Source organism: Planomonospora sp. ID67723 (genome assembly GCF_015711605.1).
Lineage (GTDB): Bacteria > Actinomycetota > Actinomycetes > Streptosporangiales > Streptosporangiaceae > Planomonospora_A.
This window is the reverse complement of record NZ_JABTEZ010000007.1, coordinates 111,056-132,718: the sequence shown is the minus strand read 5'-3', so window position 1 is coordinate 132,718 and position 21,663 is coordinate 111,056. Positions and strand designations below refer to the sequence as shown.

Annotated in this window: 21 protein-coding genes; 15 read left to right on the top strand and 6 right to left on the bottom strand. The window is 70.4% G+C overall.

The features are described from left to right. Positions 1–195 precede the first annotated feature (195 nt). Positions 196–480, top strand: coding sequence for a hypothetical protein (locus HS041_RS37305; RefSeq protein ID WP_196445644.1), 285 nt, complete (start codon positions 196–198; stop codon positions 478–480). Next, positions 477–896 carry a hypothetical protein gene (locus tag HS041_RS37300; protein WP_196445643.1) on the top strand — a complete coding sequence of 140 codons (420 nt, stop codon included), beginning with the start codon at positions 477–479 and terminating at the stop codon, positions 894–896. Before HS041_RS37305 ends, HS041_RS37300 begins: the two co-directional genes overlap by 4 nt. 20 nt (positions 897–916) lie before the next feature. Here HS041_RS37300 and HS041_RS37295 read toward each other — a convergent pair whose 3' ends face one another. The 3 genes from HS041_RS37295 to HS041_RS37285 form a co-directional block, all read right to left on the bottom strand. After that, positions 917–2,533 carry a methyl-accepting chemotaxis protein gene (locus HS041_RS37295; protein WP_196445642.1) on the bottom strand — a complete coding sequence of 539 codons (1,617 nt, stop codon included), beginning with the start codon at positions 2,531–2,533 and terminating at the stop codon, positions 917–919. 153 nt (positions 2,534–2,686) lie between these two features. Further along, positions 2,687–3,187 carry an ATP-binding protein gene (locus HS041_RS37290; RefSeq protein WP_196445641.1) on the bottom strand — a complete coding sequence of 167 codons (501 nt, stop codon included), beginning with the start codon at positions 3,185–3,187 and terminating at the stop codon, positions 2,687–2,689. 14 nt (positions 3,188–3,201) lie between these two features. Further along, positions 3,202–3,396, bottom strand: coding sequence for a hypothetical protein (locus HS041_RS37285; protein WP_196445640.1), 195 nt, complete (start codon positions 3,394–3,396; stop codon positions 3,202–3,204). A 301-nt stretch (positions 3,397–3,697) separates the two neighbouring features. Between HS041_RS37285 and HS041_RS37280 the strand changes: the two genes are divergently transcribed. From HS041_RS37280 to HS041_RS37260, 5 genes are read left to right on the top strand one after another with little or no spacing between them, the layout of a single operon-like run. Further along, positions 3,698–4,060 carry a response regulator gene (locus HS041_RS37280; protein ID WP_196445639.1) on the top strand — a complete coding sequence of 121 codons (363 nt, stop codon included), beginning with the start codon at positions 3,698–3,700 and terminating at the stop codon, positions 4,058–4,060. Between the two features lie 4 nt (positions 4,061–4,064). Then, the gene (locus HS041_RS37275) at positions 4,065–4,439 is read left to right on the top strand and encodes a response regulator transcription factor (protein ID WP_196445638.1); all 375 of its coding nucleotides are present in this window, start codon (positions 4,065–4,067) and stop codon (positions 4,437–4,439) included. Next, entirely contained in the window at positions 4,436–5,533 is a 1,098-nt protein-coding gene (locus tag HS041_RS37270) for a HEAT repeat domain-containing protein (RefSeq protein WP_196445637.1), read from the top strand. Before HS041_RS37275 ends, HS041_RS37270 begins: the two co-directional genes overlap by 4 nt. After that, the gene (locus tag HS041_RS37265; RefSeq protein WP_196445636.1) at positions 5,530–7,047 is read left to right on the top strand and encodes a glycosyltransferase family 2 protein; all 1,518 of its coding nucleotides are present in this window, start codon (positions 5,530–5,532) and stop codon (positions 7,045–7,047) included. The genes HS041_RS37270 and HS041_RS37265 overlap by 4 nt, the downstream gene beginning before the upstream one ends. Further along, positions 7,044–9,095 (top strand): sensor histidine kinase, encoded by a 2,052-nt coding sequence (locus HS041_RS37260; RefSeq protein ID WP_196445635.1) that lies wholly within the window; start codon positions 7,044–7,046, stop codon positions 9,093–9,095. The genes HS041_RS37265 and HS041_RS37260 overlap by 4 nt, the downstream gene beginning before the upstream one ends. 38 nt (positions 9,096–9,133) lie before the next feature. Here the strand turns inward: HS041_RS37260 and HS041_RS37255 are convergent, their stop codons facing one another. From HS041_RS37255 to HS041_RS37245, 3 genes are all read right to left on the bottom strand, one after another. After that, positions 9,134–9,955, bottom strand: a complete 822-nt coding sequence (locus HS041_RS37255; protein WP_307845638.1) for a matrixin family metalloprotease — start codon at positions 9,953–9,955, stop codon at positions 9,134–9,136. A 200-nt stretch (positions 9,956–10,155) separates the two neighbouring features. Continuing rightward, complete coding sequence (locus HS041_RS37250) at positions 10,156–10,875, bottom strand: response regulator transcription factor (RefSeq protein WP_196445633.1); 720 nt, start codon at positions 10,873–10,875, stop codon at positions 10,156–10,158. Continuing rightward, the gene (locus HS041_RS37245) at positions 10,872–11,951 is read right to left on the bottom strand and encodes a sensor histidine kinase (RefSeq protein WP_196445632.1); all 1,080 of its coding nucleotides are present in this window, start codon (positions 11,949–11,951) and stop codon (positions 10,872–10,874) included. Before HS041_RS37245 ends, HS041_RS37250 begins: the two co-directional genes overlap by 4 nt. Before the next feature lie 357 nt (positions 11,952–12,308). Between HS041_RS37245 and HS041_RS37240 the strand changes: the two genes are divergently transcribed. From HS041_RS37240 to HS041_RS37205, 8 genes are all read left to right on the top strand, one after another. Next, a complete protein-coding gene (locus tag HS041_RS37240; RefSeq protein ID WP_196445631.1) occupies positions 12,309–14,771 on the top strand; it encodes a putative bifunctional diguanylate cyclase/phosphodiesterase in 2,463 nt (820 codons plus the stop codon). A gap of 167 nt (positions 14,772–14,938) precedes the next feature. Then, positions 14,939–16,525, top strand: coding sequence for a methyl-accepting chemotaxis protein (locus HS041_RS37235; RefSeq protein WP_196445630.1), 1,587 nt, complete (start codon positions 14,939–14,941; stop codon positions 16,523–16,525). A 271-nt stretch (positions 16,526–16,796) separates the two neighbouring features. Next, positions 16,797–18,185 carry an MFS transporter gene (locus HS041_RS37230; protein WP_196445629.1) on the top strand — a complete coding sequence of 463 codons (1,389 nt, stop codon included), beginning with the start codon at positions 16,797–16,799 and terminating at the stop codon, positions 18,183–18,185. 282 nt (positions 18,186–18,467) lie between these two features. After that, positions 18,468–19,577 carry a protein-glutamate methylesterase/protein-glutamine glutaminase gene (locus tag HS041_RS37225; RefSeq protein WP_196445628.1) on the top strand — a complete coding sequence of 370 codons (1,110 nt, stop codon included), beginning with the start codon at positions 18,468–18,470 and terminating at the stop codon, positions 19,575–19,577. A gap of 4 nt (positions 19,578–19,581) precedes the next feature. Next, positions 19,582–20,427, top strand: a complete 846-nt coding sequence (locus HS041_RS37220; RefSeq protein ID WP_196445627.1) for a CheR family methyltransferase — start codon at positions 19,582–19,584, stop codon at positions 20,425–20,427. Between the two features lie 16 nt (positions 20,428–20,443). After that, on the top strand, positions 20,444–20,821 hold the full coding sequence (locus tag HS041_RS37215; protein ID WP_196445626.1) for a response regulator: 378 nt from the start codon (positions 20,444–20,446) through the stop codon (positions 20,819–20,821). After that, positions 20,818–21,279, top strand: a complete 462-nt coding sequence (locus tag HS041_RS37210; protein WP_196445625.1) for a chemotaxis protein CheX — start codon at positions 20,818–20,820, stop codon at positions 21,277–21,279. The genes HS041_RS37215 and HS041_RS37210 overlap by 4 nt, the downstream gene beginning before the upstream one ends. Before the next feature lie 14 nt (positions 21,280–21,293). Then, positions 21,294–21,656, top strand: coding sequence for a response regulator (locus HS041_RS37205; protein ID WP_196445624.1), 363 nt, complete (start codon positions 21,294–21,296; stop codon positions 21,654–21,656). Positions 21,657–21,663: the final 7 nt, after the last annotated feature.

Here is a 21,663-nt window from a genome sequence, read left to right as displayed (position 1 = left end):
ATGCTTCTCCCGCACCCCCTCAGCGGCCCGGCCCTGACCCGTTTTCCCCTTCCCGCCCCGGGCTCCCCGAACCACTGGGCATCTCAGGCGGACCCGGATCGCCTGATGGTCTTCAAGCGTGTCTCGGTGATAGGTGCGAGCGGACCGGTTCCCCGTAACCCTTAAAAGATCATAGGAGAGTATTAGCATGGCCTCATGACCAGTCGCGCCAAATCCAGCATCGCCGTCACCCTCGATCCTGGCCTCGTGGACTACGTCCGGTCCCGTGTCGGGGATGATGACGTCAAATCGCTGTCGGCCTACGTGAACGAGGCGCTCGCCGCTCGTGTCCGGGAAGAGCGCCGCCGCAGGAAGATCCTGGATGCCCGCCTGGCCCGTGCCAAGGAGGCCGCCGACCATGACCGGGTCGATCGCATGATGGCTCACGTCCAGCAGCAGCTCGCCGAGGTGCCGGGTTTCCAGGAGCAGGAAGCACGGTGACCCTCCCTCCCCTCATTCTGGACACCGGCATCCTGATCGAGCTCGCCCGGGGTGACCTGGACACCATGGAGATGGTCGCCAGATTCGACAGCGAAAACCAGCCGATGGTGATGTCCGTTCTCTCGATCACCGGAGCGTCCCTCGACTCCCGCTCGAAAGACGCTGGCGATCTCCTGCTGGGCATCACGACACTCGACCAGATCACAGTCGCAGGGCCGCATGAACCCGACCACGGGGTCGCCCTGGCGACCGCGATCAACCGCACTGGACTCGATCCATGGGACGCCCACGTCGCCGCGCTCGCCAACGCCTCGATCTGCCCTGTCCTCACCTTGGACAAGCTCCGTTGGGAACAGGCGGCCCGCGCCTTCGACGAGCCGCTGCACATCATCGAGATCGCCGACCCGGGTGACTGACCAGGACGGCTCTCCTCCGGTCAGACGGTGAAGCGGCCCACCAGCTCGCGCAGCGACCGGCTCATCCCGGCCAGCTCCACAGCGGCCTGACGCGACTGCTCCACGCCCTCGGTCGTGATCGCCGCCGCCTGCGCCACGCCGGCGATGTTGGCCGCGATCTCGTTGCTGGAGGCAGAGGCGTCGGCCACGTTGCGGTTCATCTCCCCGGTGGTGGCGGTCTGCTCCTCCACCGCCGCCGCGATCGCCGCCTGGTGGTCGTTGATCCGGCCGGTGATCTCGCCGATCCGGCCGATCGCCTCCATCGCGGCGGTGGTGTCGGCCTGAATGGCCTCCACCCGGCGGGAGATGTCCTCGGTGGCCTTGGCGGTCTCCTGGGCCAGGTCCTTGACCTCGCCCGCCACGACCGCGAAGCCCTTGCCGGCGTCGCCGGCGCGGGCGGCCTCGATGGTGGCGTTGAGCGCCAGCAGGTTGGTCTGCTCGGCGATCGAGGTGATGGTCTTGATGACCGAGCCGATCTCGGCCGAGGAGGTGTCGAGCTGGGCCATCATCGCGTTGGTGGACTCGGCCACCGCGACCGCCTCGGCGGCCACCGAGGCGGCCTCGGAGGTGCTGTGGGAGATCTCCCGGATCGCCGAGCCCATCTCCTCGCCGCCCGCGGCCACGATCTCCACGTTGTGGGAGACGTCGGCCGCGGCCGAGGCGACCACGCCGGACTGGGCGCTGACCTCCTCGGCCGAGGAGGCGATCTGCTCGGAGACCTGCGACAGGTGGGCCGAGGAGGTGGCCAGGGTGTCGCTGTGGGCCACGACCGCGGCCACCGTGGCGCGCAGGGACTCGGCGGTGGCGTCCATGGCGTCGCCGAGCCGGCCGAGCTCGTCGCGGCGGTTCAGGTTCAGCCGCACGGTGAGGTCGCCGCGGGCCAGCCGGCCCAGCGCGTCCACCACCGCGTTCAGCGGACGCACCACCGAACGGGTGCTCAGGAGGCTCAGGACCACAGCGACCAGCAGGGCGACGACCAGCGTGCCGAGCAGCACCGACTCGCTGGTGGACTCGACGTCGGCGATCTCCTTCTCCAGCGCGGTGATGCGCTGGTCGATGGACGTCTTCAGCTTCGTGCTGATCTCCACGCCCAGTGCCCAGGCGTCGGCGGCGGGTCCTCCGTTGATGTTGTCCATCACCTCGACGCGCGCTTGGCGCGTGTCCTTGGCCAGCAGACCGACGATCTTGTCATCCCACGCGAAGAAGTCCTCCCAGGCGGGGCGGAGCTTGTCGAACTGGGCCCGCTCGGCCTCGGTCAGGTAGTCGACGTGGGTGGTGTCCAGGGTGTCGAAAAGGGCCTTCTTGGTCGCCATCAACCCTTCGCGGTTGTAGGAGTCGGGCGCGATGGCAGCCTTGCCGCCGTATGCTCCGGCGTCGGCCACCACCAGGCCCTGCCAGCTCGTGGCGTCGGCGACGTGGTAGGCGAACGTCTGGACGTCGTCCTTGACCTGTTCCAGCTGGTCCATCCGGGCGTTGATGTCGCGCTGGCGCTGCAGCCCCCACTGGCCGACGCCGACGGTGGCGACGATGAGCAGCGACACCAGCAGGAAGGACAGGCCCAGTCGTTTCCCGACTCCCAGATTGCGCAGGTTGTGCATGGTGGTTCCTCAGATCGAGCGGAGGGCCCCGTAGGAACCCGTGAGATGGATCGGTAGAGATGGGAGATTCACAGCGAAGGGTGTCCGGTCACCGGAACGGCTCCTGCTCCTGCGCCGGGGTGGCGCCACCCCGGCGCAGGAGCAGGAGCCGGTTCACGCGCCTCTGACCAGGTCGAGGCCGTCCTCCGCCACCGCGCGGCCGTCGCACGGCAGCTCGAACCAGACGATCCGCCCCGAGACGTCGCCGGACTGGCCCCAGCGCGTCGCGCACAGTTCCACGATCGCCAGGCCCCGGCCGCCCGGAAGTTGCTCGGCGTCGAGGTCGATCAGGCGCACGCGGGGGATCCGCAGCCGGGTGCCCTCGTCGGTCACCTCGATCCGCAGGAACGAGTCGCCGAGATACACGCTGATCTCGAAGGATCCGCCGTTTCCGCTCTCGGTGTGCCGTACGGCGTTGCCCGCCAGCTCGGAGGTCAGCAGGATCGCGTCCTCGGCGGCGGCGCACTCGCCCACGGCCAGCGCCACGAAGTTCCTGGCGTGCCGTACCTGCTCGGGCAGGCCGGCGAAGCGGCGGCGCGCCAGGAGTTCGGGGGCCCCGTCATCGCGGTCCGGACGCGGGTGCGTGGTCCGGGTGTGGTTCTCGTCGTCGGGCATGGTTCGTCACGCGTTCAGATGAGCGCGATGTCCTGCTCAACGGCAGTAGCCATCAAGTAGAGCTCGAACCACGTCTCGTCGTCGACCGAGTTGGGTATCCAGGATGAGCGCACCTTGTGGCGCTCCTCCTCATGCTGCAGAGCGAACATGCGTAGTTCGCGCGCCCAACGAGGATCGATCCTTTGAACGATCGCATCGAAGTCCGGCATCGCTGTATCTCCTCAATCCGTTGAGAAATCCGGCTGTCAATCCCTTGACGTCAGCGGTCCCGTCCCGCGGTCCGGTTCCTTCCGGACTCCTGGATATGGGTCGCCACTCCGACATTCGGCAGCAGTAGGGGCGACTGAAGTTGTCCCTCAGGTGCTTTTGGGGAGCGATCTTCCACGCGCGCCGGTCCGACACGCACCGAATTCGGTTGGTAACATGCTGAAACGGAGTGGCCGGACGGGGGAATCCGGTTCCCACTCCCCGGGGCGGTCCCGATCAGGGGCGGAGATCGGATGGTGGACGGTGACGCAGCCTCGTGTACTCGTGATCGATGACGAGCAGGACGTCCTGGATCTCCTGACGCGCCACCTCGGCGGGCTGGGGTGCGAGGTCCGGACCGCCGGCACCGGCGAGCTCGGGCTGGCCCTCGCCATGAGGGACCCACCGGACCTGGTCATCCTCGACGTCCGCCTGCCCGGGGTCGACGGCCGCGAAGTGGCCCAGACTCTGCGGGCCGACGCCCGGACCCGGGACTGCAGGATCCTCATCATGTCCGTCCTCGACGCCGAGGACCTGGTCGACATCGACGCCGACGCCGTACTTCCCAAGCCGTTCCGGCGCGCGGACATCAAGAAAGCCGTGGACTCACTGTGGGGGGTGGGGTGACACGATGGCCATCGTTCTCGTCGCGGAAGACGACGCCGACATCCGAGATCTGATCATCTTCAAGCTGGAGCAGACCGGGCACACCGTCAACGCGGTGGGAGACGGGGTGTCGGCACTGAGGGCGGCCCGTGAGCAGACTCCCGACATCGTCCTCCTGGACGTCATGATGCCCGGAATGTCGGGCATCGATGTATGCCGGGAACTCCGGCGCATCCCCGAGACGGCAGGTCTGCCGATCATCCTGCTCACCGCACGCGCACAGGAGAGCGACGTCGCGACCGGGCTGACCGCCGGGGCCGACGACTACATCGTCAAGCCGTTCAGCCCCAAGGTGCTGGCCGACCGCGTGCACTCCGTGCTGACCAGGACGCGGGCTTGAACACGACCCAACTGCTCTCTCTCCTCCTGGCCGCGCTGGCCGGTGCGACGACCATGCTCGGGCTGGTGATCGTCGCAGGGCGGGCCCTGCACCGCAGGCGGGTCAGGCGCGACGCCCGTCTGGCCGCGGACTTCCGCCCCCTGCTGCTGGAGCTCATCGGCGGCGACGACGACATCGACGAGCCGCTCCGGCGGCTGGCGGCCCTGGACCGCCGCCGATGGCGGGCGGTCGAGCCCAGTGCGATCTCACTGCTCACGAAGGTCAGCGGGCACGCCCGCACGGCTCTGGTGAAGCTGTTCGAGCAGCGTGGCCTCGCCCGGACCGCGCTGCGCGACCTGACCGGCTCCGGGGCGGTACGGCGGGCCACCGCGGCCCACGTCCTGGGGCTCATGGGCCATGCCGAGGCCGCTCCCGCCCTGGCCGGGCTCCTGTCCGACCGCAGTCCCGAGGTCCGCGCCGTCGCCGCGCGGGCTCTGGGGCAGGTAGGCGCACCCGAGGCCGCCGGCCCGCTCCTCGCGTCGCTGGCCGGTGGCGGCCGGGCGCCCTTCTATCTGGTCACCCAGTCGTTGATCCGGCTCGGTCCCGGTGCCCGCCCCGCCCTGGTGGAGGCGCTGTCCCACGAGGACGCCGTGGTCCGGGCCGCCGCCGCGGAGGTGCTCGGGCTCACCGGTGCCGTCGAGACCGCTCCGGCGCTGATCGGGATGCTGGTCGGGGAGACCTCCACGGAGGTGCAGACGCGCATGGTCCGGTCGCTGGGGCGGCTGGGAACGCCCATGTGCCTGCAGGCCCTCATCCACGCCACCGGGCCGGGCCACCCGCATGCCGTACGGGTCGAGGCGGCCGCGGCGCTGGGCGTCCTCGGCTCTCCCCGGGCCGTGCCGGCGCTCGGCGAGCTTCTGGGGGACTCCCGCTACCACGTCGCGCACAACGCCGCCCGCTCCCTGGCCCGCCTGGGCGACCCCGCGATGATAGTGCTGGCCGAGACGGTCGCCGAGCGCTCGGGCACGTCGGCCGCCGAGCACGCCTGGGAGGCCCTGGCGATCCTCGACCTTCAGGCCGGTCATCTCCAGAGGCCGCCGACCCCGGCATCGTGAGTGCGGTCCCGGACGCTCTGATCGCTCTGAGCGCGCCGCCGGGCGGGTCCGGCGTCGTGGAGGGGGTCGCGGCGGGCGTGCGGTGGGTGCTGGCCCTGATCAGCGCGATCCTGCTGGTCTACTCGGTGGCGATCAACACCAGCTACCTGATCCTCATCTTCCTGGCCACCTGGGACGCCGTGCACTTCCACCGCCGGATGGCCTTCTCCGGGCAGGAGGACGTCTACGCCAACCCCCTCACACCGGCCATCAGCGTGATCATGGCCGCCTACAACGAGGAGGCGGGCATCGCCGAGTCCGTCCGCGCGATGCTGTCGATGCGCTACCCCACCTTCGAAGTCGTCGTCGTCGACGACGGCTCGACGGACGGGACGTTCGAACGGCTGCGCGCCGAGCACGACCTGATCGAGGTGCCGCGCGTCATCCCCGACGATCTGCCGATGCGCGGCACGGTGCTGTCCACGCACGTACCCGCCGACGGCTCGCCCTCCCTGCTGGTGGTCCGCAAGACCAACAGCGGCCGCGCCGACGCCAACAACGTGGGCATCAACCTCGCCCAGCACCCCCTGGTCTGCATCGTGGACGCCGACTCCCTGCTCGACTCCTCGGCGCTGCTGTCGGTGGCCAAGCCGTTCGCCGACGACCCGTTGCGCGTGGTCGCCACCGGCGGGGTGGTGCGGATCGCCAACGGCTGCGAAGTCATCGGCGGGCGGGTCACGAAGGTGAACATGCCGCGTTCCTGGCTGGTCCGCATCCAGGTGGTCGAGTACCTGCGGGCCTTCCTGCTGGGCCGTACCGGATGGTCGCGCCTGGGCGGCCTGCTCGTCATCTCCGGGGCGTTCGGGCTCTTCCGGCGTGACGTCCTCATCGAGGTGGGCGGCTTCGACCCCGACACCATCGGAGAGGACGCCGAGATGGTCGCGCGCTTCCACCGGCACCTGCGGGAACAGCGCCGCGACTACCGGATCGTCTTCGTCTCCGAGCCGGTCTCGTGGACCGAGGCGCCGTCCTCGCTGGCCGTGCTGGCCCGGCAGCGCCGCCGCTGGTCGCGCGGGCTGGCCGAGCTGGCGTGGAGGCACCGCGACATGATCGGCAATCCCCGGTACGGGCGGATCGGGCTGCTGACCCTGCCGTACTACGTGCTGTTCGAGCTGTTCGCGCCGGTGGTGAACCTGGGCGGTCTCGTCCTGGTCCCGGTGGCGTTGCTGGTGGACGCCATCGACATCCCGTTCGCCCTGGCGCTGTTGCTGGCCTCCTTCGGGTATGCGGTCCTGGTGGGCTTCGTGGCGCTGGCCGTGGAGGAGTACGCCTTCCGCCGCTACAGCCGCTGGCGGGACCTGGGCGTCGCCGTGCTGGCGTCGGTCGCGGAGAACTTCGGATACCGCCAGTTCAACGCGTGGTGGGGATTGCAGGGGATCTTTGCGGCGCTGCGCCGTACGAAACAGGTCTGGGGGGTAATGACGCGGGAGGGGTTCTCCACCCCGGGCAAGCCCACGGGAGGAAAAAGGGGATGAAGTGGCTGAACCGCAGTGTCGGGAGGGCCCTACGGGGCACTTTCGGGCTGCTCGTCGCGCTCGTCCTGCTGTCCGGGGTCGTTGCGACGATCGAGTCGACGCGGCAGAGCGAGGCGCTGAACCAGCTCTTCGACCACAACCTTCCCCTGCGGCTGAACAACCTCAAGCTGCGATCGACGATGGGCGACGCCACCCGGGGACTGCGCAACTACCTGCTCTACGAGCAGAGCAAGGCCACCTACCAGCAGGCGCGCGCCACCTATCCGCCGTATCTGGAGGCTCTGGTCGAACGGTCGGGCCGTCCCGAGGAGCGCCCGCTGATCGAGGATCTCCGCAGGAAGGTCCTCGCCTGGTTCGACTACGCCTCCCGGGCCGAGCAGGTGCGGCCGGGAGAGCCGCAGGTCCCGCAGTACGCCGAGGGCAGCCGGTTGCGCTACGAGGAGATCCTGCGCGCCAGCGACACCCTGGAAGCCCAGCTGACGCGCAGGACCGTGGAGCTCGAGCAGCAGGGCGCCCGCAACCGCTTCTGGGGAACCGTCACGACCCTCGTCTTCGCCGTGCTCGCCGGTGCCATGGCCCTGCTCACCGCCCTGCGCGCCTACCAGGCGCTGGTGCCGCCGCTCGCCGCCATGGGCGACACCCTGGGCCGGCTCGCCGCGGGGGACCACACGGCGCGCGTCCCCTCCGGGAGCGGTCCGACCGAGATACGGCAGCTCGGCGCCGCCATCAACATGCTGGCCGACGAGAGCGACCGGCTGCGCGACGCCGAGCGGGAACGCGCGCGCCTGGGCAAGGTGGCGCACGAGGCCGCCGCGCGCATCCGCCGGACCCTCGACGCCGAGCAGGTCGTCCACGAGGCGGTGGCGGCGCTCGGCGCCAAGCTCCCCGCCGACCAGGTGTTCGTCCAGCTCATCCGGGAGGGCATGATCGGCCCGGCGGAGATGGAGTGGTCGGACGGGCGGGTCCTCAAGGACGGGATGCAGTTCCCCGCCGTCCCCGCCGGCGACACCGAGGATCTCTACCTCCGGGGGGCGACCCCGGTCGGGTCCACCAGCGACCCGCCCGACTACGTCCCCGAGGCCCCTGCCGGAGCGCTCCGGCGGCTCGGGGACAAGGAGTTCCTCCTCGTCCCCTTCGGGGTCGGGGACAAGGCGCTCGGCAGCATCCTGCTCACCAGGGCCTCATCGAAGGGTGCCTGGAGCACCGACGAGATGGAGGCGGTCAAGGTCGTCGGCACCGATCTGGGGCGCGGGCTGGATCAGGCCCGTCTCTACGGCCGCGAGCGGGAGCTGGTCAAGGAACTGCGGGCCCTGGACTCGGCCAAGACCGACTTCATGTCCACGGTCTCCCACGAGCTGCGCTCCCCGCTGACCAGCATCGCCGGCTACCTGGAGATCCTGCGTGATGAGGAGGCCGGTGAGGTCAACCCCGCCCAGGACCGCATGCTCGACGCCATCGAACGCAACACCACGCGCCTGCGGCTGCTCATCGAGGACCTTCTGACGCTCTCGCGCATCGAGGCGGGCGCCTTCCGCAGCCTCCGGCAGCGGACGGACCTGTGCGCGGTCGTCGAGGGGGCCGTCACCGCCATGCGCCCCACCGCGGACAAGGCGCAGGTCGGTCTGCACATCGACTGCCCCGACGATTCGGTCGCCGTCGACGGGGATCCCAACCAGCTCGACCGCGCCATGGCCAACCTGCTGTCCAACGCCGTCAAGTTCACGCGGGCGGGCGGGAACGTGAACGTGAAGGTCACGGTGGAGGACGACCAGGCGGTGGTCACCGTCGCCGACACCGGCATCGGCATCCCCAAGGAGGAGATGTCACGGCTGTCCACCCGGTTCTTCCGCGCCTCCAACGCCACCGAGCTGTCGATTCCCGGCACCGGACTGGGGCTGTCCATCGTGCGCAGCATCGTCGCCAACCACTCGGGCACCTTCGACCTGCGGTCCGAGGAGGGGAAGGGGACGGAGGCGGCGATGCGGATCCCGGTCTGCGCGAACGAGAAGGGCAGACCGGACGCCCCGCGGGGCGGCGGCGAGGGCTGAGCGCGGACGCGTGTGCGGACCGCGCGGCACGCTGACGCTCAGCGCACGCCGTACAGCTTGCGCATGGCGTTGTGGTCGCCGGCGCCGAGGGTGCGGGTCGAGGAGCAGGCGGGAATCGTCGAGGCCATGACCTGGGTGCCGTGCCGCGCGGGGGAGACGTGGTTCAGCCCGAACGTGTGGCCCCATTCGTGGGTCATCACCGACCGGACGTCGTAGGTGGAGGCGCAGCGGCTCGGCTGTGTGGTGAACCACCGGTACCGGGTGTTGATGACGATGTCGGAGGAGACCACTCCGCCGGAGCGGGTCCACCAGGTGCAGGTGACCGCGAGCGCGGTCGAGCCGAGCCGCTTCCAGGAGACCACGCTGTAGCCGTCCTCCCTGCCGCACGCGGCGGTGGACGCGCTGGAGACGGCGGCTGTCCGCTTCGTGGTGCCGCCGTACTTCTGGGCCACCTTGAACGGGCCGGGCAGGCGGCACTCGTTCTGGCCGGTGGCCATGGACTGGGCCGCCGACCTGACCGCGGCGAGCGCCGAGCGCGAGACCGCGGAGGGGGCCCCGGAGGGGTTGTAGTACCAGTTGAGGCCGCCCTTGACGCGCCAGCCCGCGAGGGCGTAAGCGCTGTCACGGCACTGCGCGCGGGCCGCGCTGGAGGTCAGGGCGCGCGACCGCTTGGCCTTCGCAGAGGTTCTCGTGTCCGGTTCCACCTGGGAGGCGGTCCGGTCGCCGGGGTACACCGCGTCCATGTCGACCAGCAGTTCCTCGGCGGGGGACGACTGAAGACGCAGCTCGTCCACGGTCGATGCCACCGATGCCACGAGCGTGACGGCCACCGCGCAACCCGCGAGGACCACCGGCAGCACTCTGCCGACGCGACTCCTCAACCTGGAACCCCTGACTCGCCTGGCCTGCCTGGCGAGCAAGGGTCGCCGGTCCGGCAAGGAGCCGCCTCGACGGCACTCCTCGTACGAAGAATCGGCAGAAAACGGTCAGAAGTGAGGTGAAACGCCTGCTCCCGGGCCCCGGACGGCCGATGGGCGCGCCCCCGCGGACCCCGGGGCCGTCAGCGCCGGGCGGACAGGGCGTCACGACCGCCCTGCTGCTGGGTCGGGGGGCGGTAGCGGTACCCCACGCCGCGGACCGCCTCGATGGGCGAGCTGGCCGCGTCGGCGCCGATGCGGCGGCGCAGGCGCAGGATCGCGAACTTCACCCGCTCCGGGCTGAGGCCCGTCGGGTCGTCCCAGACCAGGGAGAGCAGCTGGGAGGAGCTCAGGACGTTGCCGGCGTGCCGGACGAGCGTGTTGAGCAGGCGGAACTCGGTGGGCGTCAGATGGACGTCGTTGCCCTCGACGAAGACCGTGCGGGTCGACGGCTCCACCCGCACGACCCCGTCGTCGTAGACGTCCTCGGCCCACGTCGCCGCGCCGGAGCGGCGCAGCAGCGCCTCCACGCGGGCGGTGAGCTCGGCACGGGAGAACGGCTTGACGAGATAGTCGTCGGCTCCGGCGCGCAGCCCTCGCACCTTCTCCCGCTCCTGTCCCCGGCCGGTGAGGATCAGGATCGGAAGGTCGCTGATGTCCCTGACCCGCTCGAGCACCTGCCAGCCGTCCATGATGGGCAGGCCGATGTCGAGGATCAGCACGTCCGGCTTGTGCTGGTGCAGCAGACGCAGGCCGCTGCGGCCGTCCGTCGCGGGGATCACCTCGTGCCCGCCGTGACTGAGGAGCACCTGGATGGCGGTGAGAGTGTCGGAGTCGTCTTCGATGACCAGCAGCTTGCTCAAGGTGCTTCCCTCCGGTCTCGGAGCGGTTCCCAGGGCAGTTCCACTCTGATCACCGACCCCTTCGTCCCCTGGTCGGTGATGTCGATCGTGCCGCCGTGCATGCCGGCGATGGCCCTGGCCATGCCGATCCGGGGCCAGGCGGTCTCTCCTGCGGGCTGCTCGCGCCGTTCGGCCGCATCGCCGGGGCCCGCCTCGGAGGTGGCGGGCAGGCAGATGACGTCGATCCACCATCCGTCGACCGTGGGCCGGGCGTCGACCTCGACGGTCCCGCCGGGGTGGGAGCGGGTGATCGCCGTGGTCAGCAGGAGGTCGAACATGCGGCGGATCCGGATCGCGTTGCAGTTCAGAGCCGGGCCGGGGCGGGCTTGGTACCGGAGGGTGATCCCGGCGTGCATGGCTCCGGGCCGGAACTGGGCGGTGATGTCGCGCAGCAGCTCCATCGGGTCCACCCGTTCCGAACGCAGCTCCAGCTCGGGAGAGGCCGGGTCGGCCAGCAGGGGCAGATCGTTGAGCAGCTCGGACAGGCGCAGGGCGTTGCGCTCGATCACCTTCACGAACTCGCGCTGGTCGGTGGTGAGCGGCCCGGTGTCCGGATCGGACAGCAGGCCGGCGTAGGCCAGGATCGGCGTTATGGGAGTGGCCAGGTCGTGCACGACCTGGCCGATGAACTCCGTCTTCGCCTTGGCCAGCGTGGTGTCGGAGGAGGAGTCGGCGCGGGTTTCCTCGTCCCGGCGCCAGATCGCCTCCAGGGCCGCGGCCAGGCAGGAGAGCGCCTCGGGGATCCCGTGGCCGTTGTAGCCCTCCTCCAGGACCACGGCGAGCAGCCTGCCGGGTCCGGCAGGCCAGAACAGCTCCCCGTCGGGTGGCGGGGAGGCGTCGGCCGGCCGCAGCTCCGCGGAGGAGATGCCGGGAACGCTGCGCAGCCCGGACAGCAGCGTCGTGTCCGTGCTCACCCCGCCGGAGTCGTCGGAGCCGCGCAGCCGTTCGCTGAGCAGGCCGAGGATCGCCCGGGTCGTGTCCGAAGCATCAGGCCGATACGAGGCGGTGCGACCAAGACGATCACCGCTGTTCAGCATGCTGCCCCCCACAGGCTCCCCCGGCGCCTCACGGTCCTCCCCAGAACCTTGAAGCTTCATCACATATAGCGATTCACCCCAAACAGAACGTTATCAACCCTGTTCATGTGGTTGTGACCGAGGCTTTGAATTCGCGTGGCCTCCCCGGCAACGGATCTGCACCCGTGGAGCAACCGAACGCTCATCCCGCATGACCGAACGTCGGTTCGATGGCCGATCCGGCCCCCGGCGCGCGCTGAACCCCTGCCCGTCACCGGTATCGGGCCCTCCCCCTCTCCTGGTCGTGCCCGCGGGACCGCCCGTCCCCCGGGCGAACCCGACCGGCTCACGCCCCCACGACCTGTACCACCACGGCAGATGACCACACGCCAGGAGAAGACGATGCAGCCAGACGCCTCCCTCCTGAAGAGGGCGACGGACCGGAGGCGGCGCGGTACGGGCATCCGATCCCGCCTCTGGCTGGTCTTCCTCCTGGCCGGTGCGGCGTTGAGCGTCGCCGGCCTGCTCCTGCCGGACCAGGCCGGGGTGATGACCAGGCTGCTCGTGTCGATCGGCGCCGTGATCACGATGGTCGCCGGGATCCGCCGGCAGCGCCCGGCCGCGGCGGCGGCGTGGCGGCTGCTGGCCGCGGGCCTGGCGGCATGGGTCGGCGCCGACCTGTTGTGGACGGGCTGGTACCTGAGAGCGGACGGCGGTGAGGTCCCTCCGTGGATCGACCTGGCCTACCTGGCGGCGTACCCGCTGCTGATCGCGGGCCTGGGGAAGATGCCGGGCAACTCGATCCGCTCCAGGAACGTCGGCGTGATGCTGGATGCGATGGTCATCGTGCTGGGGCTGCTCTTCGTGTACTGGACGATGTCCTTCAACCCTTACGGGGGATTCCGGACGCTGTCGGGCCGGGACCTGCTGCTGGCGTCGACGTTCCCCTTCGCGGACATGATCGTCCACTTCATGGCGGTCCGGCTCTGGTTCACGCACGGCCTGCGCAACCCGTCCTACGCGATGCTCAACCTGGGCCTGGCCGGGATGCTCTTCGGCGACGTGACCTACGCCATGATGCTCCAGCGCGGGGAGAGCTGGAACTACGGCCTCCTCGGCAACGCCGGCTGGCTGGTGTGGTTCGTCCTCATGGGCGCGTCCGTGCTGCACCCCGCGGCCCGCGGCGCGGAGACCCGCGCCGCCCGCCTCACCACCGCGCGGAGCCTCACCTTCCTGGTGGCGGCCTGCGCGGGACCGCTCTCCCTCGCGTTCAACATGGAGCCCGGCACGGTGGTGCGGCCGTCCGAACTCGTGGTGCCGATGGCCATCTTCATCGTCCTGATGGTGTTCCTGGTCTTCCGGCTGATCACCAACACCAATGTGGCCGAGCGCCGCGCCTCGCTGCTCGACGAGCAGGCCGCCGAACTCTCCCGGGCGCTGGAGGAGCAGCAGGCCCTGCAGCAGCTGCTCAGCCACCGGGCGATGCACGACCACCTGACCGGCCTGGCCAACCGGGCGCTCTTCCACGACCGGCTGGAGCAGGCCACCGTCCGGCGCGCGCCCGAGGCCAGGCACGCCCTGCTCATGCTCGACCTCGACGGGTTCAAGCACGTCAACGACACCTACGGCCACCCGGCCGGTGACCAGCTCCTCGTCCAGGCCGGTCACCGGCTGGGCGAGATCCTGCGCGAGGCCGACACGCTGGCCCGGCTCGGCGGAGACGAGTTCGCCATCCTGCTGGAGGACGTGAGCGCCGAGGAGGCGGGCCACGTGGCCGCGCGGGTCGTCGACGTGATGGCCCGGCCCTTCGCCGTGGGCGAGCACTCCTTCCACGTCACCGCCAGCGTGGGCCTGTACATGATCGCCGAGTCGGCCGCGGCGCAGGACGTCATGCGCGACGCGGACCTCGCCCTGTACGCGGCCAAGGCCGCGGGCAAGAACCAGATCAGCGTCTTCCACCCGGGCCTGCGCGTCGAGCAGCTCGGCCAGGCCCGCCTCACCGAGGGTCTGCGCCGTGCGCTGGAGCGGGAGGAGTTCGTACTGAACTACCAGCCCGTGGTGGACCTGGCGACCGGGCAGGTCCAGGCCGTCGAGGCGCTGCTGCGCTGGCAGTCCCCCGACGGGATCGTCCCGCCGGACGCGTTCATCCCCACCGCCGAGGAGACCGGCCTGGTCGTGCCGATCGGCGCCCAGGTGCTCCGCCGCGCCTGCCGCGACGCGGCCCTCTGGTACGAGCGCTACGGCATCGCCGTCAACGTCAACGTCTCCGGCCGGCAGCTCCGCCGCAAGGAGTTCGTCTCCTCGGTGCTGACGGCGCTGGAGGAGAGCGGTCTGCCGGGGGACGCGCTCATCCTGGAGATCACCGAGACCGCGCTGCTCGCCACGGGCCGGGAGGAGACCGCCCGGGTCATCGGCTACCTGTCGGACCTGCGCCGGCACGGCGTGCGGATCGCCATCGACGACTTCGGGACCGGGTACTCCTCGCTGGCCTACCTGCAGCACCTGCCGGTGGACGTGGTCAAGATCGACGGCGCCTTCACCACCCTCGAACGCGGGACGGACTCCGACTCGCGCCAGCGGCACGCCTTCACCAAGGCGATCCTCAGCCTCTGCGAGAGCCTGGACCTGCCCGCCATCGCGGAGAAGGTGGAGACCAGCGAACAGGAGGAGTTCCTGCGGGACATGCACTGCCCGCTGGGTCAGGGATACCTCTTCAGCCGGCCGGTGCCCGCCGCCGAGCTGGGCCGGCTGCTGACCGAAGGTGAGATCGAGGGCCCGTCCGGGCGCCGGTCCCCCCTCGGCGGGCCCGAGCCCGCCGGAGGCGAGCGGCTGGCCGGCTGACGGAGCCGCGCGGCGAGGGCTCGGCCCTACCGGGGCGGCACCGTACGAAAATCCCGGGCGCGCGGGTGGGAAAGCCTGTTCCCCGGCTCAGGTCCTTCTCCCCTGTGCCGATGAGGGGTCGGGCACCTATGACTAAAACGCCGCCCGGAGCGGCTTGAGGAGTGACAGTGGAAGTGAAGGGACCCTGGCGGCTGCTGGCGGACCGCCGGATCAGCACGAAGATCTTCATGGCGGTGGCGATCCTCGCCCTGACCGCCGTGGTCACCGGGGTGACCGGCCTGATGAAGATCAGCGCCCTGCAGGACGTGCACAACGAGCAGTTGCAGAAGTCCGTTCCGTTCATCACCGGCCTGCAGAAGGTCGCGCTGACAGCCAAGGCCGCCGCCAATGACGAGCGCGGGTTCCTGATGACCGGGGACCCCGGGTTCAGTGACGAGGTCGCGGAGCGGTTCGCGAAGATCGATGACGCTCTCGGGGAGACCGCCGCCTTCGCCGACTCCCCGGCGCAGAGCGCGCAGGTGGAGGAGATCGCCGACAGCATCGGCGCGTGGAAGGACGCCCTGGCCGCCGAGTTCACCCTCTACGCCACCGACAAGGCGGCCGCGACCGAGGCGGCCCTCGGCGCCAACCGGGCGCTGCGCAAGGCCTACGAGGAGAAGCTGGACGCCGCCCTGGAGGAGGCGACCGCCAAGCTGTCCGCCAGCGCCGAGTTCAACGAGACCGTGGACTCCGCCCGCTTCCTCGTCATCCTTCTCCTGGCCGTCGGCATGGTCTGGGGGGTCGCCAGCGCCCTGGTGGTCTCCCGGGTGATCGTCGGCCCGGTGCGCTCGGTGGCCGACACGCTCAAGCGGGTCGCCGCCGGCGACCTGACCGGCCGGGTGGGGGTCCGCAGCCGGGACGAGGTCGGCGAGATGGGCGTTGCGCTCAACCAGGCGATCGAGTCGATGCGGAGCGCGGTGCGCACCATCGACGGATCGTCGACCTCGCTGGCCTCGGCCTCGCAGGAGCTGACCGTCACCAGCACCCAGATCGCCGCCAGCGCCGAGGAGACCAGCCTGCAGGCGGGGGTCGTGACCGCCGCCGCCGACGAGGTCTCCCGCAACGTGGAGACGGTCTCCGCCGGCGCCGAGGAGATGGGCTCGGCGATCCGCGAGATCGCCCACAGCGCCAGTGAGGCCGCCAAGGTGGCCGCGCAGGCGGTGACCGCGGCGCAGTCGACCAACGAGATCGTGGGCAAGCTGGGGGCGTCCTCCGCGGAGATCGGCAGTGTGATCAAGACGATCACGAGCATCGCCGAGCAGACCAACCTGCTGGCGCTCAACGCCACCATCGAGGCCGCCCGCGCCGGCGACGCCGGCAAGGGCTTCGCGGTCGTGGCGGGCGAGGTCAAGGACCTGGCCCAGGAGACCGCCAAGGCCACCGAGGACATCGCCAAGCGGGTCGAGGCCATCCAGGCCGACACCAGCGGCGCGGTGGCGGCGATCGCGGAGATCAGCGACATCATCGCGCGGATCAACGACTACCAGCTCACCATCGCCAGCGCGGTGGAGGAGCAGACCGCCACCACCAACGAGATGAACCGCAGCGTGGCCGAGGCCGCGGCCGGTTCCGGGCAGATCGCCGGGAACATCTCGGCGGTGGCCCAGGCGGCCCAGCTCACCAGCTCGAGCGTGGGCGACACCCAGCGGGCCTCCGAGGAGCTCGCCCGCATGTCCGAGGAGCTGCGCGCCGTCGTCGGCCGCTTCTCCGTCTGACGACGACCCCGCCTCCCCCGGATCGCTGTCCCCCGGCGGTCCACCGACGGCTCCGGCTCCCCGCCGGAGCCGTCGGCGTGTCCGCGCCCGCGAACACTCAGGGCCCGCCGCCCCGTGCCGATGGACCTGCGGAGGACGGAGCGCCCGGAGCCTTTGGGGCCCGCGTGCCGCACGACCGCCCTCCTGCGGCGCCGGCACGTTGTGGCGCGACTCGGCGGGGTGGGCACAGCGAAACCTCTCGGCCGTGAGTATCCGGAGAGGAAGAACGACCTTGTCGTCACGGCCCGACATGCTGCGTGCCCTGCGCAACCACAACTACCGCCTGTGGGCGGGAGCCGACTTCCTGTCGGTGGCCGGGACGTGGATGCAGGTGCTGGGGGTCAACTGGCTCCTGCTGTCCATCTCGCACTCGGCCACCAGCCTGGGCTTCGGCCTGTTCCTGCAGTCGGTCCCGACCCTGCTGCTGGCCTTCGTCGGGGGCTCCCTCGCCGACCGTCTGCCCGCCCGCCCGCTGCTGCTGACCGGCCAGGCCCTGCACGGCCTGCTCGCGGCGGCCCTCGCGGTGATCGCGTTCTCCGGCACGCAGAGCCTCTGGCCCATCTACGCGGTCGCCCTCCTCGGCGGGGTGGTCTCCGCCCTGGACGGCCCCACCCTGGGCCGCTTCGGGGCGGAGGTCGTCGGTCCCGAGGACCTGTCCAACGCGCTGGCCCTCGGTTCGGTGATCAGCTCCGCGGGGCGCATCGTCGGCATGGGCCTGGCCGGCGTTCTCATCCCCCTCACCGGCGCCGGAACGCTCTTCCTGCTGAACTCGCTGAGCTTCGTCCTGGTCATGGTCACGGTGCTGTGCATGCGCGGCGGCGAGATGCACCCCCTGCCGCGCGCGGCGGCCGGGGAGACCGGCATCGCGGCCGGACTGCGTTACATCGGGCGGACCCGGTGGCTGCTCGTCCTGCTCGGCCTCGCCTTCGTCCTCGGCGCGCTGGGCCGCAACTACCAGGTCACCATGGCCTCGATGAGTGACGGGCCCCTGGCGGCCGGCGCCACCGGCTACGGGATCCTGTCCGTCGTCTTCGCCGTCGGCGCCGTCCTCGGCGGCCTGTACGCGGCCTCCCGGCCGAGCCTGACGTTCCGGATCCTGTTCGCCGCCGCGCTGCTCACCAGCGTGGGGCAGGCCGTCAGCGGGGTCGTCCCCGGACTGGTCGGCTTCGCCCTCGTGCTGCTGCCGATCGCCGCCGGCGCGGTGGTCCTCGACACCACGGTCAGCACCCGTGCGCAGCTCGGCACCGAGCCGTCGATGCGGGGTCGCGTGCTGGCGGCGCAGTCGATGGTCGGGGCGGCCTCGGGGGCCGTCGGGGGCCCGCTGCTCGGCATGCTCTGCGACACCCTGGGGCCCCGTACGGCCCTCCTCCTGGCGGGCCTGGTGACCACCGCGGTGACGTGTGCCGCCGCGGTGCTGCTGGCGCGCTCCCTCGGCCACAGGCTCCCGGTCGCCGCCACGATCGTCGCGCTGCGCGGCTCCCGGCGGATCCGCCGGGCGACCCCCCTCCGCCGGCCGCAGGCGTCCCGGAACGGCCGGCCGGCTGCCCCGTCCCGTCCCGGCCCGGCCCCCGCCCCGGCGCGTGCCGGAACCCGCCGCCCGGCCCGCCGTACCCGCGCCTGACGGCCCGGCGCGTGCCGGTCCGGCACGCGCCGGTGACAGCAAGGCATGCTCCCGGCAAGGACTCCGCCTGCGACGCCATGTCCGGCCCTGCCCCGGCCGCTCCGAGTGGTAGCCCCTTGTAATGGTTCGATGTCGCACTGTGGTCGCGACGCGATATCGGATCGGTCATATCCGTCTTCGCGGAAGTCCGGCGAATCCTTATCCCCGCGCCCTGTCTGTCGATAGGAAGCGCGACGGACGGGCGGTGACACATGTCCCGCTTCTCGCACAGGAGGCACTCGCGTGGTATCAGTTCTGGTGGTCGACGACTCGGTCGTCGTCCGGCGTCTGATTGTCGACGCGCTGAGTGCGGATCCTGGCATCCAGGTGGTCGGCACCGCGCCCAACGGCAAGGTCGCCCTCTCCAAGATCGAGATGCTGAAGCCCGACATCGTCACGCTCGACATCGAGATGCCGGTCATGGACGGGCTGACCACGATCAAGGAGATCCGGAAGGTCCATCCGCGCCTGCCGGTCATCATGTTCAGCACCTTGACCTCGGTCGGCGCGTCGGCGACCCTGGAGGCCCTCTCCTCGGGCGCCAGCGACTACGTCACCAAGCCGGCCAACGTCGGCAGCGTCGCCGAGTCGATCAAGAGCGTCCGTGAGCAGATCATCCCGCGCATCCACGCGCTGTGCAGGACCGGCGGGCCGCCTCGGCCCCCGGTCCGCCTCGCCCCGCGTCCGGCACCGGGCACCGCGCCCGGTGCCGGGCCCGGTGCCGGGCCCGCGACGCGTCAGGCGGTCGGGACGGGAGCCCCCCAGGTGGTCGCCGTGGGATGTTCCACCGGCGGACCGGACGCCCTGACCAAGGTCGTCAGCGTGCTTCCCGCCTCGTTCGCGCTTCCGATCGTCGTGGTCCAGCACATGCCGCAGGTGTTCACCAAGATGTTCGCCGAGCGTCTCGACCGCTCCGCCGCGCTGAGGGTCGTCGAGGCCCAGGCCAACATGCCGGTGCAGCCGGGAACGGTGTACATCGCCCCCGGCGACTACCACCTGGAGGTCGTGCGGCGCGGTGGCGGCGTCTTCACCCAGCTGCAGCAGGGCCCGCCCGAGAACTTCTGCCGTCCCGCCGTGGACGTGCTGTTCCGGTCGGTCGCCACGGTGTACGGCGGGGCGACGCTGGGCGTGATCCTGACCGGAATGGGCCAGGACGGCAAGCGCGGAAGCGAGTCCCTGATCGCGAAGGGCGCGGAGATCGTCGCCCAGGACGAGGCCACCTCGGTTGTCTGGGGGATGCCGGGAGCGGTGGCAGGCGCGGGCCTGGCCCACTCCGTCCTCCCGCTGAACGAGATTTCCCACCATCTAATCAACCGTGCGGCCGGTGGCCGCACGGTCAGGCCCCGAGGATGACCCGATGGCTCTGACCCAACAGGAGTTCGCCTTCGTAAGCGGGCTCGTCCGGCGCGAGGCGGCGATCGTCCTCGAGACGGGCAAGGAATATCTGGTAGAGGCGCGGCTGCTGCCGCTCGCCCGGCGGACCGGCACCCCCTCGGTGTCGGAGTTCGTCGCGCGGGCACAGCGCGAGCGCGCGCTCGCCGACCAGATCGTCGATGCTCTGACCACCAACGAGACGTCGTGGCTGCGCGACCGTGAGCCGTTCAGCGCGTTCACCGACATCGTGCTGCCCGGCCTCATGGAGCAGCGCACACCCATGCAGAAGCTGCGCGTCTGGTCGGCCGCCTGCTCCAGCGGTCAGGAGCCGTACGGCCTGGCCATGCTCCTGGAGGAGACTCTGAAGAGCAGCCGGCAGTACGAGATCCTCGCGACCGACATCTCCGCGGAGATGCTCGAGCGGGCGAAGAACGGCCGCTACAGCCAGCTCGAAGTGAACCGGGGACTGCCTGTCCCGATGCTGGTGAAGTACTTCCAGCGAGCGGGTACGGAATGGCAGGTGAACGACGCGCTGCGTCGCAACATCACGTTCCAGAAGGTGAACCTGGCGGCGCCACTGCCGCCGGTGCAGCCCTTCGACGTGGTGTTCCTGCGCAACGTCCTCATCTACTTCGATCTGGAGACCAAACGTTCCGTGTTGCGGCGTATCCGCAGCCTGATGCGTCCGGACGGCTGGCTCTTCCTTGGAGCGGCCGAGACGACCATCGGGATCGACGACGGGTTCGAACGCGTCGTCGCCGGGCGCGCGTCGGCATACAGGCCACGCGCCGCGACCACTGCGCCGGTCGGCGCAATGAGAAAGGGGTGACACCGCGGTGCACGCCATGGTGATCGACGACTCGCGAGCGATGCGCCTCATCCTGCGCCGCATCGTCACGCAGCTGGGCTTCGAAGTACACGAAGCCGGCAATGGCCGAGAGGCCCTGGACCTGCTGGAGTCGATGAGTGAGCCGCCGCAGGTGGCGCTCATCGACTGGAACATGCCGGAGATGAACGGGCTGGAGTTCGTCTCGGCGGTCCGCTCCCAGGAGCGGTTCCGGCAGATAACGCTGATGATGGTGACCACGGAGAGCGAGCACGGGCAGATCGTCCGCGCGCTGGCCGCCGGGGCGCACGAATACGTCATCAAGCCGTTCACCCCCGACGCCATTACGGAGAAGCTGGCCCTCCTGGGCCTCGTACCGAGCGGAACCCTGTCATGACCTCTCCCACCACTGACGACCTGCAGGCCATCACCGAGCAGGTCTGGCTCTCCTACCTCGATCCCGAGGGGATCAACCCCTTCCTCCCCTCGGAGGAGGCCCCGGGCATGCCCTGCGTGATCGCCGCGGTCTCGGTGACGGGCGCCTGGGAAGGACATGTCGTCATGTCCTTCTCCGAGCCGGCCTCCAAACTGGCGGCCTCCGCGCTGATGGGCATGGAGGACGAGGAGGTCACCCGCGACGACATCGCCGACGCCGTCGGCGAGCTGGTGAACGTGATCGGCGGCAACGTCAAGAGCCTTTTGCCCGACGGCTCCCTGCTCTCCCTCCCGCACGTGGCGACAATCGACGAAGGTGTCAATAAGTGGCCGGCGGCGGTGGAGGTCTGCCACCTGCGGGGTAGCTGGCAGAACGAGCCGATCGCGATCAGTGTGTGGACCAGCAAGAGCACTGGGTAAGGAAACCTCACATCATGAAGATTCTCATCGCTGACGACAGCCGGGTCATGCGTCAGATCGTCACGAGGACCCTGCGTCAGGCCGGTTTCGGCGGGCACGAGCTCGTCGAGGCGGCCGACGGTCGCGAGGCTCACGACCTCGCGATCTCCGAGAAGCCCGACCTGGTTCTCTCGGACTGGAACATGCCAGAAATGACCGGCATCGAGGTTCTGCGGGCACTGCGAGCCGGTGGGGTGAACGTGCCGTTCGGGTTCGTCACTTCGGAGGGCACTGACGAGATGCGGCAGATGGCCGAGCAGGCCGGTGCACTCTTCCTGATCACCAAGCCGTTCACCGCGGACAATTTCACCGACGTTCTCGGTCCGATCCTGGGGTAGATGCCTG

Coding starts and splice junctions, on each gene's coding strand:
- HS041_RS37305 (WP_196445644.1), top strand. CDS start 196: ATGACCAGTCGCGCCAAATCCAGCATCGCCGTCACCCTCGATCCTGGC.
- HS041_RS37240 (WP_196445631.1), top strand. CDS start 12,309: ATGACCACACGCCAGGAGAAGACGATGCAGCCAGACGCCTCCCTCCTG.
- HS041_RS37290 (WP_196445641.1), bottom strand. CDS start 3,187: ATGCCCGACGACGAGAACCACACCCGGACCACGCACCCGCGTCCGGAC.
- HS041_RS37275 (WP_196445638.1), top strand. CDS start 4,065: ATGGCCATCGTTCTCGTCGCGGAAGACGACGCCGACATCCGAGATCTG.
- HS041_RS37210 (WP_196445625.1), top strand. CDS start 20,818: ATGACCTCTCCCACCACTGACGACCTGCAGGCCATCACCGAGCAGGTC.
- HS041_RS37245 (WP_196445632.1), bottom strand. CDS start 11,951: ATGCTGAACAGCGGTGATCGTCTTGGTCGCACCGCCTCGTATCGGCCT.
- HS041_RS37220 (WP_196445627.1), top strand. CDS start 19,582: ATGGCTCTGACCCAACAGGAGTTCGCCTTCGTAAGCGGGCTCGTCCGG.
- HS041_RS37215 (WP_196445626.1), top strand. CDS start 20,444: ATGGTGATCGACGACTCGCGAGCGATGCGCCTCATCCTGCGCCGCATC.
- HS041_RS37205 (WP_196445624.1), top strand. CDS start 21,294: ATGAAGATTCTCATCGCTGACGACAGCCGGGTCATGCGTCAGATCGTC.
- HS041_RS37285 (WP_196445640.1), bottom strand. CDS start 3,396: ATGCCGGACTTCGATGCGATCGTTCAAAGGATCGATCCTCGTTGGGCG.
- HS041_RS37260 (WP_196445635.1), top strand. CDS start 7,044: ATGAAGTGGCTGAACCGCAGTGTCGGGAGGGCCCTACGGGGCACTTTC.
- HS041_RS37295 (WP_196445642.1), bottom strand. CDS start 2,533: ATGCACAACCTGCGCAATCTGGGAGTCGGGAAACGACTGGGCCTGTCC.